Origin of the sequence: Streptomyces sp. 8K308 (assembly GCF_004348315.1) — a bacterium.
Taxonomy (GTDB): domain Bacteria; phylum Actinomycetota; class Actinomycetes; order Streptomycetales; family Streptomycetaceae; genus Streptomyces.
The window spans coordinates 62,162-74,626 of record NZ_SMKC01000004.1; the positions used below are offsets into that span (position 1 = coordinate 62,162).

At 71.6% G+C, this 12,465-nt stretch carries 17 protein-coding genes and 1 pseudogene; 12 read left to right on the forward strand and 6 right to left on the reverse strand.

Annotated features, from left to right (window positions below):
* Positions 1 to 7: 7 nt before the first annotated feature.
* A complete protein-coding gene (locus tag E1265_RS01485; protein WP_165953613.1) occupies positions 8 to 379 on the reverse strand; it encodes a hypothetical protein in 372 nt (123 codons plus the stop codon).
* A gap of 6 nt (positions 380 to 385) precedes the next feature.
* Here E1265_RS01485 and E1265_RS01490 point away from each other — a divergent pair, with 6 nt between their 5' ends.
* On the forward strand, positions 386 to 1,228 hold the full coding sequence (locus tag E1265_RS01490; RefSeq protein ID WP_243740458.1) for a helix-turn-helix domain-containing protein: 843 nt from the start codon (positions 386 to 388) through the stop codon (positions 1,226 to 1,228).
* Positions 1,229 to 1,305: 77 nt separating this feature from the next.
* Positions 1,306 to 1,791, forward strand: a complete 486-nt coding sequence (locus E1265_RS01495) for a GNAT family N-acetyltransferase (protein WP_243740459.1) — start codon at positions 1,306 to 1,308, stop codon at positions 1,789 to 1,791.
* An 82-nt stretch (positions 1,792 to 1,873) separates the two neighbouring features.
* Here the strand turns inward: E1265_RS01495 and E1265_RS01500 are convergent, their stop codons facing one another.
* Positions 1,874 to 2,938 carry a LacI family DNA-binding transcriptional regulator gene (locus tag E1265_RS01500; RefSeq protein WP_132928354.1) on the reverse strand — a complete coding sequence of 355 codons (1,065 nt, stop codon included), beginning with the start codon at positions 2,936 to 2,938 and terminating at the stop codon, positions 1,874 to 1,876.
* Between the two features lie 121 nt (positions 2,939 to 3,059).
* On the opposite strand from E1265_RS01500, the gene E1265_RS01505 reads away from it, so the two are divergent.
* From E1265_RS01505 to E1265_RS01525, 5 genes are all read left to right on the forward strand, one after another.
* Positions 3,060 to 4,220 (forward strand): Gfo/Idh/MocA family oxidoreductase, encoded by a 1,161-nt coding sequence (locus tag E1265_RS01505; RefSeq protein WP_132928355.1) that lies wholly within the window; start codon positions 3,060 to 3,062, stop codon positions 4,218 to 4,220.
* Positions 4,221 to 4,234: 14 nt separating this feature from the next.
* Entirely contained in the window at positions 4,235 to 5,404 is a 1,170-nt protein-coding gene (locus E1265_RS01510; protein ID WP_132928356.1) for a dihydrodipicolinate synthase family protein, read from the forward strand.
* On the forward strand, positions 5,404 to 6,243 hold the full coding sequence (locus tag E1265_RS01515; protein WP_132928357.1) for a sugar phosphate isomerase/epimerase family protein: 840 nt from the start codon (positions 5,404 to 5,406) through the stop codon (positions 6,241 to 6,243). The genes E1265_RS01510 and E1265_RS01515 overlap by 1 nt, the downstream gene beginning before the upstream one ends.
* A 119-nt stretch (positions 6,244 to 6,362) precedes the next feature.
* Positions 6,363 to 6,641: a CopG family transcriptional regulator gene (locus E1265_RS01520; protein WP_132928358.1), complete on the forward strand. Its 279-nt coding sequence runs from the start codon at positions 6,363 to 6,365 to the stop codon at positions 6,639 to 6,641.
* Positions 6,638 to 7,051, forward strand: a complete 414-nt coding sequence (locus E1265_RS01525; RefSeq protein WP_132928359.1) for a DNA-binding protein — start codon at positions 6,638 to 6,640, stop codon at positions 7,049 to 7,051. Before E1265_RS01520 ends, E1265_RS01525 begins: the two co-directional genes overlap by 4 nt.
* 162 nt (positions 7,052 to 7,213) lie before the next feature.
* Here E1265_RS01525 and E1265_RS01530 read toward each other — a convergent pair whose 3' ends face one another.
* Positions 7,214 to 7,924, reverse strand: a complete 711-nt coding sequence (locus E1265_RS01530) for a Crp/Fnr family transcriptional regulator (RefSeq protein WP_243740456.1) — start codon at positions 7,922 to 7,924, stop codon at positions 7,214 to 7,216.
* Positions 7,925 to 7,948: 24 nt separating this feature from the next.
* On the opposite strand from E1265_RS01530, the gene E1265_RS01535 reads away from it, so the two are divergent.
* From E1265_RS01535 to E1265_RS01545, 3 genes are all read left to right on the forward strand, one after another.
* The gene (locus E1265_RS01535; RefSeq protein WP_132928361.1) at positions 7,949 to 8,209 is read left to right on the forward strand and encodes a YciI family protein; all 261 of its coding nucleotides are present in this window, start codon (positions 7,949 to 7,951) and stop codon (positions 8,207 to 8,209) included.
* A 98-nt stretch (positions 8,210 to 8,307) separates the two neighbouring features.
* Positions 8,308 to 8,967: a maleylpyruvate isomerase N-terminal domain-containing protein gene (locus E1265_RS01540; RefSeq protein ID WP_132928362.1), complete on the forward strand. Its 660-nt coding sequence runs from the start codon at positions 8,308 to 8,310 to the stop codon at positions 8,965 to 8,967.
* A 17-nt stretch (positions 8,968 to 8,984) separates the two neighbouring features.
* On the forward strand, positions 8,985 to 9,695 hold the full coding sequence (locus E1265_RS01545) for a class I SAM-dependent methyltransferase (protein ID WP_243740457.1): 711 nt from the start codon (positions 8,985 to 8,987) through the stop codon (positions 9,693 to 9,695).
* Here E1265_RS01545 and E1265_RS01550 read toward each other — a convergent pair.
* Together E1265_RS01550 and E1265_RS01555 are read right to left on the reverse strand one after the other, a co-directional pair.
* On the reverse strand, positions 9,685 to 9,858 hold the full coding sequence (locus E1265_RS01550; RefSeq protein ID WP_132928363.1) for a DUF397 domain-containing protein: 174 nt from the start codon (positions 9,856 to 9,858) through the stop codon (positions 9,685 to 9,687). The two genes, E1265_RS01545 and E1265_RS01550, sit on opposite strands and share 11 nt — an antisense overlap.
* A 10-nt stretch (positions 9,859 to 9,868) precedes the next feature.
* Positions 9,869 to 10,720, reverse strand: a complete 852-nt coding sequence (locus E1265_RS01555; RefSeq protein ID WP_132928364.1) for a helix-turn-helix transcriptional regulator — start codon at positions 10,718 to 10,720, stop codon at positions 9,869 to 9,871.
* 147 nt (positions 10,721 to 10,867) lie between these two features.
* Here E1265_RS01555 and E1265_RS01560 point away from each other — a divergent pair, with 147 nt between their 5' ends.
* Positions 10,868 to 11,374 (forward strand): ATP-binding protein, encoded by a 507-nt coding sequence (locus E1265_RS01560; RefSeq protein WP_132928365.1) that lies wholly within the window; start codon positions 10,868 to 10,870, stop codon positions 11,372 to 11,374.
* 290 nt (positions 11,375 to 11,664) lie between these two features.
* Here E1265_RS01560 and E1265_RS01565 read toward each other — a convergent pair whose 3' ends face one another.
* Positions 11,665 to 11,868 carry a cold-shock protein gene (locus E1265_RS01565; RefSeq protein WP_132928366.1) on the reverse strand — a complete coding sequence of 68 codons (204 nt, stop codon included), beginning with the start codon at positions 11,866 to 11,868 and terminating at the stop codon, positions 11,665 to 11,667.
* A gap of 393 nt (positions 11,869 to 12,261) precedes the next feature.
* Between E1265_RS01565 and E1265_RS01570 the strand changes: the two are divergent.
* Positions 12,262 to 12,465 (forward strand): annotated as a pseudogene (locus E1265_RS01570) (MFS transporter); the annotation flags it as partial.

The following is a 12,465-nucleotide window of genomic DNA, read 5'->3' on the forward strand; positions in this document are numbered from 1 at the left end:
TGCCGCGTCATACGGCGGTCAGCGCCACCATGACCGCCCAGCCGACGTAGAGGAGGTTGACCACCAGTCGGGCCATCGCGCCGACTGGCCGCTCCAGCCGACGCGGCCGACCGGGTCGCGCACGGTACAGGGCGTCGAGATGGGAGGGCAGGTAGGTGGTGATGAGCGCGGCGGCGGCCCAGCCCCCGGCCCCTCGACCCCGCGGAGTCAGGATCAGCACGCCCACGACGATCTCCGCTGCCCCGCTTCCGGCAACGAGCACTCCGGCCAAGCCCAGCCAGGAAGGAACCAGGGTGCGGAAGTAGCCGGGAACCAGGAAGTGCGCGATTCCCACCGTGATCAGGAAGACCGCCAACGCGATGGCCGAGATACCGTACATGAGGTGATGGTTGTCTCCAGCCGCGCATGGGAGCTTGAACAGAACGATCGCCGGCTGGTCTTCGTCTCCGGCCCCGAGGCGACGCTGTTCGCCGAGTCCACCGCGTTCAGCGTCACCCGCCACTGCCATCCGGCATGGAAGGTCGTCCTGCCGATCGGCGGCCACGTCGAAGCCGGAGCGGGCGGGGGCCGTGCCATCGCGGCGGCCGGGATGATCGTGTCCCCTCAGCTCGCCCACACCTGTGCCGCGTCGTCGTCCTACGCCGCCCTCTTCGTCGACCCCTGGACGCTCCGTCCCGGACTGGGGCTCACCCGCCTCGACAGGGCCGCGACACGGCGGATACTCGCGGCACTCGGCCCCGCTGGCCTTCCCGGCACCGGGGCCGACCTCGCCGCCGCCAAAGCCGAGCTCACCGACCTCGCCGGAGGCGGGTACTCCCTCGATCCACGCGCGGCCCACGCGGTCCGGGAGAGCACCCGCGCCGATCCCCGCGCCCACATCGGAGCCATTGCCGCCGATGTCGGGCTTTCGCCACCCCGAATGCGCGCCCTCGTCCGCACATCCGTCGGAATCCCGCTCGTGCGGCTGCGGCAGTGGTCACGGCTGCGCGCGGCCATCGCTGACCTGCCCGGCGAATCGGTGGCCGCGGCCGCGGCATCCGCGGGCTTCTCCGACCAGGCTCACCTGGCCCGCACGGCGCGAAACCTCCTCGGGCGCTCACCCGCCTCCATCGGACGGGCACCTGTCCCAGCGCGGCTGGGTGCGTCTGGCTCTCCGAGCGGCTCAATGCCGCCCCTCCGAAATCCGTTGGACACCTTCCGGGGGGTTCCACGAGCATCGGCGCGGTGACAGCTGAAGCCGATCGCCACAGGCCGTTCCCCGCCAGCCCGAAGCACGTGCGCTTCGTCGAGCTGTCCGGCGCGGTGATGTCCGCGCTGCTCGACGGGGACCTGCCCGCGGCCAGCAGGAAGGCCGGGGTGGCTCTGACCGAGTACTTCGTGAACGACAGCGCGCGGTGGCTGTGGAGGTTCCGCCTCGGTCAGATGGCCGCGGATCCCGGCCACGCCCGGTGGATGGCACGGCAGGCGGTAGTCGGGGACGAAGGTCTCGTCGTGGGACATGCGGGGTTCCACGGACCCCCCGACGAGGTGGGCATGGTTGAGATCGGCTACTCGGTTGCTCCCGAGTTCCGCCGTCAGGGGTATGCGCGGGCCATGCTGGTCGAGCTGTTGCGCCGGGCCGCCGCCGAGCCCGCGGTCACGACCGTGCGGGCGACGATCAGTCCCGACAATGTGGCGTCCTTGGCCACGATCTCCGGCTACGGCTTCGTGGAGGTCGGGGAACAATGGGACGAAGAGGACGGTCTCGAACTCATCTTCGAGGTCCCCGCCGGCCGGAGTCCGCTCACCTGACGGGAGGGACGGCAGGCCGGGACGGCCTCCCGCCCACTGGGGGGCCAGGCGGGCCCGACGCCGCGAACCTGTGCGGTCACGGCTAGCGTGCTCGGGACGGGCTCGGTGGGGCCGTGGAGGCGCGGGCCATGAGATCGGCGTGGTAGGTGGCGACGCCCCCCGCCGGCGGCGTCTCGCGGTCGAGGGCCAAGCGGCCGGCACGGGCGCCCGCGTCGGCGAGGGGGAGGCGGACGGTGGTCAGCGCCGGGGTCGCGTCGACCGCGAACGGCAGGTCGTCGAAGCCGGTGACCGAGACGTCCTGCGGGATCCGCAGGCCGCGGTCGCGCAGGGCCGCGCAGACGCCGAGGGCGACGGTGTCGTTGGCCGCCAGGATCGCCGTGAGACGCGGCTCGCGCCGCAGCAGCTCGAGCGCGCCGTCGTAGCCGGAGGCCCGGTCGTAGGCGCCGTGCACGGTCAGCGTCGCCTCGCCGGCCAGGCCGGCCTCGCCGAGCGCCGCGTGGTGGCCCTCAAGACGGTGCCGGGTGGTGGTGCGGGCGGTGGGGCCCGCGAGGTAGCCGAGCCGGCGGTGGCCGAGGGAGAGCAGGTGTTCGGTGAGCCGCCGGGCGCCGCCCCGGTTGTCGAAGGTGACGGTGAGCGCGTCGTGGCCCGGCAGCGGCGGTCTACCGCACAGCACCACCCGGGTGCCGGCGTCGGAGAGCCGCCGCAGCCGCGTGGCCAGCGCCTCGGTGTGGGTCGGGTCCTCGACCGTGCCGCCGGTCAGCACCACGGCCGCGGCGCGTTGGCGCTGCAGCAGCGTGAGGTAGGTGAGCTCGCGCTCCGGGGAGCCGCCGGTGTTGCAGATGATCGCCATCTTCTGGCCGCTGCCCCCGGCGCCGTCCGCGCCCGGGCCCATCTCGGACTGGACGGCGCTCGCCAACACCGCGAAGAACGGGTCGGCGATGTCGTTGACCAGCACGCCGACCAGGTCGGACGTGGCGGCGGCCAGGGCGGAGGCCGGGCCGTTGACGACGTACTCCAGTTCCTCGACCGCCCGCAGTACCCGGCTCCTGGTCTCGCCCGCGACCGGGTAGTTGCCGTTGAGTACGCGTGACACGGTCGCCGCGGACACCCCAGCGCGGGCCGCGACATCCGCCAGCGTTACCGACATGCTCTGCTCCCACACTTGTCCAAGCCGGTGGGGAGAGGTTAGCGTCTTCCTGGATAGAAAGCGCTTACTGAATCGGGGGCGACTCGGGGGCGCCGAAGCAGGCCGTGTGGGAGGCAGGGGCATGACGACGCGAAAGACCGTCCGGATCGCCATGAACGGCGTCACCGGGCGGATGGGATACCGCCAGCATCTGGTCCGTTCGATCCTCGCGATCCGCGAGCGGGGCGGCCTTGACCTGGGCGACGGAACGGTGATCTGGCCGGAGCCGATACTGGTCGGCCGCCGGGAGCACGCGCTGCGCGAGCTCGCCGCGCGGCACGGGCTCGACCCGGAGGCCGTGACCACCGACCTCGACGCGGTGCTGGCCGACGACGGCGTCGACATCTACTTCGACTCGCAGGTCACCCTGGCCCGCGAGGAGGCCCTGGCCAAGGCCATCGCGGCCGGCAAGCACATCTACACCGAGAAGCCCACCGCCACCGGGCTCGACGGCGCGCTGCGCCTCGCCCGCGCGGCCCGCGACGCCGGGATCAAGCACGGCGTCGTGCAGGACAAGCTGTTCCTGCCCGGGCTCCGCAAGCTCAAGCGCCTGGTGGAGGGCGGCTTCTTCGGCCGGATCCTGTCCGTGCGCGGCGAGTTCGGCTACTGGGTGTTCGAGGGCGACTGGCAGGCCGCGCAGCGCCCCTCGTGGAACTACCGCAGCGAGGACGGCGGCGGCATCGTCGTCGACATGTTCCCGCACTGGGAGTACGTGCTGCACGACATCTTCGGCCGGGTGGAGAGCGTGCAGGCGCTTGCCGCCACCCACATCCCGCAGCGCTGGGACGAGAACGGCAAGCCGTACGCGGCCACCGCCGACGACGCGGCCTACGGCGTCTTCGAGTTGGCCGGCGGCGCCATCGCGCAGATCAACTCCTCCTGGGCGGTGCGGGTCAACCGCGACGAGCTGGTGGAGTTCCAGGTCGACGGCACCGAGGGCTCGGCCGTCGCCGGCCTGCGCGACTGCCGCGTCCAGCACCGTTCGGCCACGCCCAAGCCGGTGTGGAACCCGGACCTGCCGGCCACCGAGGTCTTCCGCGACCAGTGGCAACAGGTCCCGGACAACGAGGAGTTCGACAACGGCTTCAAGGCGCAGTGGGAGCTGTTCCTGCGCCACGTGGTGCTCGACGAGCCGTACAGCTGGGACCTGTTGGCGGGCGCGCGGGGCGTGCAGCTGGCCGAGCTCGGCCTGAAGTCGTCCGCCGAGGGCCGCCGGCTGCCCGTTCCCGAGCTGAGCCTGTAGGGGGTGCTCGCATCATGACCCGGACCATCCGACTGCCCGACGACACGGGCGCTTTGGTGGAGTACGAGCCCCGCGCCGAGCCCGCCGTCTTCGACCCATCGGGCGCGCCGCCGCTGGCGTCCCGCATCGTCTACTCGGCGGCGCACGTGGTCGCCGACCCGTTCGCCGACGTGACGCCCGACGACCCGGCGGCCGTGGACTGGGACGCCACGCTGGCGTTCCGCCGGCACCTGTGGTCGCACGGCCTCGGCGTCGCCGAGGCGATGGACACCGCGCAGCGCGGCATGGGCCTCGACTGGGCCGGCGCCGCGGAGCTGATCCGCCGCTCGGGCGCCGAGGCGAAGGCGGTCGGCGGCCGGATCGCCTGCGGCGTCGGCACCGACCAACTCCCGACGAGGCCGGCCTCGTTGGACGCGGTGCGGGCGGCCTACGAGGAGCAGCTCGCCGTCGTGGAGTCCACCGGCGCGCAGGCCATCCTGATGGCCTCCCGGGCGCTGGCCGCGACGGCCACCGGGCCGGACGACTACGCCGAGGTCTACGGCCGGCTGCTGCGGCAGGCCGCGGAGCCGGTGATCCTGCACTGGCTCGGGCCGATGTTCGACCCGGCGCTGACCGGCTACTGGGGCAGCGAGGACCTGGACGCGGCCACCGACACGTTCGTCGAGATCATCGCCGCCCACCCGGACAAGGTGGACGGCGTGAAGGTCTCGCTGCTCGACGCCCAGCGCGAGATCAAGCTGCGGCGGCGGCTGCCGGACGGCGTGCGCTGCTACACGGGCGACGACTTCAACTACCCCGAGCTGATCGCCGGCGACGAACAGGGCTTCAGCCACGCGTTGTTGGGCATCTTCGACCCGCTCGGCCCGCTGGCGGCCCAGGCGGTGCGGACGCTGGACACCGGCGACGTGGCGGGCTTCCGTGCCGCGCTCGACCCGACCGTGCCGCTGTCCAGGCACCTCTTCCGGGCGCCGACCCGCTTCTACAAGACGGGCGTCGTGTTCCTCGCCTGGCTGGCCGGGCACCAGGAGCACTTCACCATGGTGGGCGGCCTGCAGTCGGCGCGCTCGCTGCCGCACTTCGCGCGGGCGTACCGGCTGGCCGACGGGCTCGGCCTGTTCCCCGACCCGGAGTTGGCGCGGGAGCGGATGGGCCGGCTGCTCGCGGTCCACGGGGTGAACGCCTGATGGTCGATTCCACGGACCTCGCCGGCTTCTCGATCAACCAGATGACGGTGAAGCAGCTGTCCCTGCCCGAACTGGTCAAGGGACTCGTCGAGTTGGGCGTCCCCGGCGTCGGCCTCTGGCGGGAGCCGGTGGCCGAGCACGGCCTGGCCGCCAGCGCGCGGCTGGTCCGTAAGGCCGGGTTGACGGTGACCTCGCTGTGCCGGGGCGGCTTCTTCACCGCCATCGAACCGGCCGAGCGGGCCGCCGCCCTGGCCGACAACCGGGCGGCGATCGACGAGGCGGCCGAGCTGGAGACGGACACTCTGGTCCTGGTCTCCGGAGGCCTGCCGGCCGGCAGCCGTGACCTGAAGGGCGCGCGGGAGCGGATCGCCGACGCGCTGGCCGAGTTGGCGCCGTACGCGGCCGAGCGCGGCGTCCGGTTGGCGATCGAGCCGCTGCACCCGATGTACGCGGCGGACCGCTGCGTGGTCTCCACGCTGGCCCAGGCGCTTGACCTGGCCGAGCGCTTCCCGGCCGAGCAGGTGGGGATCGTCGTCGACACCTACCACCTGTGGTGGGACGACACGATCGCCGCGGGCATCGCCCGCGCGGGCGCGGGCGGCCGCATCCACTGCTTCCAGTACGCCGACTGGACCACCCCGCTGCCGGCGGGTGTCCTCACCGGCCGTGGGCAGTTGGGTGACGGCGCGGTCGACTTCCGCTGGTTCCGCGAGCAGGTCACGGCGGCCGGCTACCGGGGCCCGGTGGAGGTGGAGATCTTCAACGACGGCCTGTGGGCGCGGGACGGCCGGGAGGTCCTGGCCGAGACGGTGGCCCGCTACCGGGAGCACACCCTCTGAGGCGTCGACTCCCCTGGACTCCGCCCCGCCCGGGGTGACGGGACGTACACCCCCGGGCGGGGCGGCCTGGTGACCAGGCGGTGGCTCACCGTGAGGAGGATTGGCGGTAGCATTACCGCGTGAGTGAGCACTTCGGGAAGTACTCGATCACCATGCCGCGCGAGATCGCGGAGGAAGCCAGGGAGCGTAGCGGCTCTGCCGGGCTCTCCGCGTATATCGCGGCGGCGGTGGCGCGGCAGATCGAGCGGGACAGGCTCCAGGAGATCATCGAGGCGGCCGAGGTCGAGCAGGGGCCCATCACCGACGAGGAGATCCAGGAAGTCGAGGACACCTGGCTGCGGGCGCGCGAGCAGCAGCGGGTGGCCTCGGAGGAGTCGTCGGGTCAGGCAGCGGTGTGACCCGCCCTTCCTCCGTACCCAACGGCACTCTCGTGCTGGACTGCGAAGGGCTGGCCAAGGCGGCGGCGCGAGATCGCCAACTCATGAAGTGGCTGGCCTGGGCGCATGCGAAGAACATGCGGGTGATCACGACATCCGCCACCCTCGTCGAGGTGATCCATCCGCGAGTGAACCGAGCTGCCCTCGAATGGACCCTCTCGCGCCTGACCGTCGAACCCATCGCCGAGGTACACGCTCGTCAGGCCGCCGCCCTGCTGATGGGGGCCAGCCTGCACGGTCACCGGCACGCCATCGACGCGATGGTGGCCGCGGTCGCCCTGTCGGCACCTGCCCCGATCACGATTCTCACCTCCGACCCCGACGACCTGACGGTGCTGTGCGGGGACGAGGCCACGGTGATCAAGGTATGACTCGTGATCCCGCTGAACGGAGACTCTTCCTCCTGGGCCAGGAGCGGTCGCGGCAGTTCGACGAGGCGCTTCAGCGCCCGGCCCGGGATGTGCCGCGGCCGCGTGGCTCGCTGACCACTCCGACCGTGTGGGACCAGAGTGAGGAGAGCCGGGACACGGCACTCAGGCAGTCCCCGGGTGGGCGCCCGAGGTCCTGAGCCGCAGCAGTTCGGGCGCCGGCACCCGCACGGTTCGTCTGGCCACGTCGATCAGCCCGTCCCGGCGGAGCCGGTGCAGCGCGCGGTTGACGGTGACGCGGCTGAGGCCGAGGTGCTCGGCGAGCTCCTGCTGGGTGCCCAGGGGGACCACGGTGTCCCGCCGCGCCGCGACCTCGGCGAGCAGCCAGGCCGCGAGGCGGGCCTCGGCCGGGAGCGTGGCGGCATCGGTGAAGCGGGCCTGCTGCTGGCGGGCCTCGGCGGCCAGCACGCGCAGCACGTGGGCGCGGACGGACGCGACGTCGTCCGTCAGGGCGAGGAAGCGGTCGCGCGGCAGCGCCGCCACCTCGCAGGCGGTGACGGCGATGAGCGTGGCGGTGTGGCCGAGGCCGTCGATCACCGCGACCTTGTCGAGCGCGCGGGGTCCTGTCCACTCGCCGTGCCGTACCGTCCGCCCGGCGGCGGTGTGGCCGGTGGCGGCGACCGTGCCGCGCAGCAGGAGCAGCAGGTGGGTGGCGGGCGCCCCAGCGTGCCCCAGCACCTGCCCTGCCGGGTGGCGGCGCCGCACGCTGGCGGCCCACAGCTCACGCAGCCGGTCCGCGCCGAGCCCCGCGAGCAGCGGCACGGCGCCGAGCGCGGCGTACGGCGGCGGCGTATCGGCTGATACAGACGGGCTCACGCGCCCGACCGTACCGTCACCGGCATGCTGATCGTGGAACTCGCCTTCGGCCCCGAGCCGGAACGCCTCGCCGCCCGCCCCGCCCATCGGGCGCTGCTGACCCGCCTGCACAAGGAGGGCCGCCTGCTGGCCGCCGGTCCCTTCGCGGACGGCGGCGGCGCCCTGCTGATCTTCCCGGTCGACCGGGCCGAGCTCGACCGGATCATGGCCGAGGACCCGTACTATCGCACCCCGGGCGTGCGGGTGGTCGGCGTCCGCGAGTGGACGCCGCTGGTGGCGCCCTGAGCCCTGAGCCTGGCGGGGGGAAGACCCGCGGCCGTACGCCAGGATGGAGGAGGCTGAGCCGAGGAATTGAGATCAGGATCGAGATCGCGGAGGACACGATGAGCGTGGCGGACGCCTACTTGGGCGCTGCAGAACAGGCCGTGGCACTGCTGGAGACTCCGAAGGTCGCCGCGGCGTGGGAGCGGCCAAGCGCCTTAGCCGAGATGACGGTCGGCGGCCTGGCCGGGCACCTCGCCTACCAGATCTTCAGCGTCAGCTCCGCCGTGCAGGTCCTCGCCGATCCCGACCTGCGCGAGTCCGAGTCCGAGCCGACGCCGATTCCCCTGTTGGAGCACTATGCCCGGGCCGCCTGGATCGACGAGCCGCTCGACGGGGAGGCCAACGCCGGCATCCGAGCACGGAGCGAGGACCTCGGGTCCCAGGGTGCCTCGTGGCTGGCGGAGCTCGCCCGCGCCGCGCTCGTCGAACAACGCACCAGGCTCGCGGAGTGTTCGGGCGGCCAGACCGTGTTCCTTCCGCAGACGGGGTGGGCGCTGCGTCTCGAGGACTTCCTGCTTACCCGGATGATGGAGCTCGCCGTGCACAGGGACGACCTCGCCGTCAGCGTGGACCTCGACGTCGATGAGCTCCCGGACGCCACCTTCGACCCGGTGCTCGTGCTGTTGGCCCGGCTCGCCGCCCGGCGCCACGGCCAGGCCGCGCTGCTGCGGGCGCTGACCCGGGTGGAGCGGGCGCCCGCAGCGATCAACGCGATCTGACGAGGGAGGCCGCGGCCGTGACGGACGATGGTGGGCGAGAGCTGGCCGGGGCGCAGCGGGCGCGGTGGGAGAGCGCGTACACCGCTCACCCCGGGATGTATGGCGAGGAGCCGTCCGCGCCCGCCCGGTACGCGGCCGGCGTGTTCCGGGCAGCGGGGGCGCGGAGCGTTCTGGAACTCGGCGCCGGGCATGGGCGGGACGCGCTGTACTTCGCCCGGGAGGGGTTCTCCGTTCGGGCGCTCGACGTCTCGGCCGTCGGGCTCGGGCAGTTGCGCGCCGCCGCCCGGCGGCAGGGGGTGGCGGGGCGGGTGACGGCCGTGACGCACGACGTGCGGGAGCCGCTGCCGTTGCCCGACGCCGCCGTGGACGCGGCCTACGCGCACATGCTGCTGTGCATGGCCCTGTCCACGGCGGAGATCCACGCCCTCGTCGGCGAGGTCCGCCGGGTGCTGCGGCCCGGCGGGGTCTTCGTCTACACCGTCCGCCACACGGGCGACGCCCACCACGGCACCGGCGTCCCGCACAGCGACGGCATCTTCGAACACGGCGGCTTCGCCGTGCACTTCTTCGACCGCGCGCTGGTGGACGCCCTCGCCGCGGACGGCTGGCGCCTGGTGAAGGTGCACCCCTTCGAGGAAGGGGAGTTGCCGCGCCGCCTGTGGCGCGTCACCCAGGTGGCGGAGCCGGTCACACGGGAGCCCACGGCCCGGCGTCTCGTCATGCCTTGAGCCGTTGGAGCAGCGCCTTGAGCCGGGCCGGGTTGGTGGCGAGGACGGTGTCGGGGGCGTCGCTCTCACGTATGAGGAGTCGTTCGGCGGTGGCCCTGGCCAACTCGACGCAGTTGCCTTCCTCGTTGGAGAACGAGGACTTCTGCCAGGGGGAGGCGGGCATGGTACGCCTTTCACAACTCGTCTCGTACGGTGCGGATGAAGTCGCGAGACTCCGACGGCGGCAGCGTCATCTCACGCATTCGCTCCAGCGTAGTGCGGTACCGGATCAACTGCGCCTCACCGTCGAGGAACGCGACGCCATGGGGGCTGTCGAGCTGAACCGTGTCCAGCCTGGGCACCGCACCAGCTGCGAGAGTGACGGAGCTGCCGGCCCCCGCGTAGCCGTTCGCGGTGAAGGGGATGACCAAGAGGGTGATGTGGTCCCGCTCGCTCTCTTCCAACAGACGATCAAGCTGCCTGCGTTGAACCGCTGATCCCCCCAGGCACATGCGCAGCGCTGCCTCATGGACCAGGAAGACGCAGGCAGTGGGCTGGTCGCGCTCGAAGATCGTCTTGCGCTTCATGCGGTGGGTGAGCCGCCGCAGGAGTTCGACCTCTGATCGTTGGGGGATGGCGAGGCGTAGCACCGCTCGGGCGTGCTCCTCGGTCTGCAACAGGCCGGGGACGTGCATGTGTTCCACGACGGTCAGTCGCTGGGCGTGGTACTCCATCTCGGCCAGATCGACCGCACCGGAGGGAAGCACCCCTCGGTATTCGGTCCACCATCCCCTGACCCGGGTCGAAGCCATGGCAGCCAGTCCCTCGACGTAGGCGTGGTCGGGGCAGTTGTAGTTCGCGGCGAACTGTCTGACCCGCTCTCCGCTCACACCGAAGCGCGCGCCCTCCAGATTGGAGATGTTGGTGCGGTCGGTGCCCAACAGGGCCGCTCCCTCGGCGATGGAGAGGCCGGCGTGCTCGCGCATCCGCCGCAGTTCCGTACCGATGCGTCGCTGTCGAGCGGTCGGTGTCTTCCTGGATGCCATGCGAACTCCTTCCCTCGGCGTCATGCCCAGCATGGACGAATCTCTCGGATTTGGTCCACGTGGTCACCAGTAAGAGTGAAGTTGGGCTAACAAGCTGGGTGTTCCGGGTTAGCCTGCTCGCAACCAAGGGTCCGGGAGGGAAGCCCCATGACCGTCGTGCCGCCTGAGAAGTCGATCAACCCTGTTCGTTCCTACTGGCTGACCGCCCCCAACACCGTCGACACCGCCAAGCTGGCGCGTGATCACGTCGTCCGGCTGCTGAGCCACGCGGGGCACCACTGCGCGTTGGTCGAGAACGCCCGACTGCTCACCAGCGAGATCGTGACAAACGTCTTCGCTCACACGGACGTTCCGTACGTCACCGTGGAGACCACCATCGCCGAGCGTCGCGTGCTGGTAGCCACCTATGACGCGTCGCGGCGAAGCCCAACGCCCCGCTGTCCGGAGGGCAGCGAGGGCCACGAGAACGGGCGCGGGCTGTTGCTGGTCGACTCCTCGCCGCTGACTGGGGAATCACCGCCTCGCCGCTGGGAAAGCGGGTCTGGTTCGAGCTGGGCTGCGCCACCCGCACGGGGTCTTCGGAATAGCGCAGGACGGGGTGCCGGCCGCGTAGGTCCAACTCGACCCGGCGCGGGTGCGGTGCGGGTGGCTTGACGGTCTCCATGGCCCGCGGTCAACCAGCCGCCCCAGCGGCCGGATACGTCGCACGTCGCGGCGTTCGCGGGCGAGCGTGGCGATACGGAGAATCGCGAGAACGAGCCGGAGTGAAAACAAGAGCGAAGGACAATCCGGTCGGGGCGAAGAAAAAATCGATGATCGATGGAAAGGCGGAACCGCCGGGTTCGTGAACCGGAGTCGGACCTCACCCGGAACCGCGCCCTCGTGCCTGCACGAGCTTGGGGCCCGCACCCCGGGTGCGGGCCCCAAGCTCACATTGCGTGCTGTCAGGCGGGAACGATGTTCTCGGCCGTCGGGCCCTTCTGGCCCTGCGCGATGTCGAAGGTCACCTTCTGTCCCTCGACCAGCTCGCGGAAGCCCTGGCCGGCGATGTTCGAGTAGTGGGCGAAGACGTCGGCGCCGCCGCCGTCCTGCTCGATGAAGCCGAAACCCTTTTCCGCGTTGAACCACTTGACGGTGCCAGATGCCATGTCAATCTCCTTGGGGCAGTGCTCGGGGTCCACACCGTGCGGACTCCGCGTCGCCGCGATGATCACCCCTCCGGAATAATGACCGGACATTCAAGATGTTCCCCACGGTTGGAAGCCACCTGGAAACCACCGTTGGGGCACTTGGAGTTTTTGGGAACCACAACTGCAACTACGACCGACGGTAGCACGGGAGGGCGCCGGGGGCGCGAGTGCGGCCAGGTGATGAATCCCTCCTGGCCTCGTCGCGTGAGGAATCCTGACCCTGCTCTCGTCGTTCCGTTTTTCTTGCTTCCCGGCTACAGGGACGCGCTCGGTCCGAGCAGCGGTGAGCGGTGTGCCGACGGCCGGGGCCGGCTGTTGTCAGTGCCGGTTGTTACGGTCCGTGGCGTGAAGATGACAGGGAAGCAGGGGGCGATGCCGCGGGGGTTCCTCGTGTGGTTGGCGGGGACGCGGATGTCCCTGCTCGGGGGGTCGGCGTTGTTCTTCGGTCTTGGGTGGGCGGCCAGCGAACACGGGGGGCGGACGGCGGCGCTGGTGTTGACGGCGGTCACGCTGCCGCGGACGGTGCTGCTGCTGGTGGGCGGAGCGCTGGGGGAC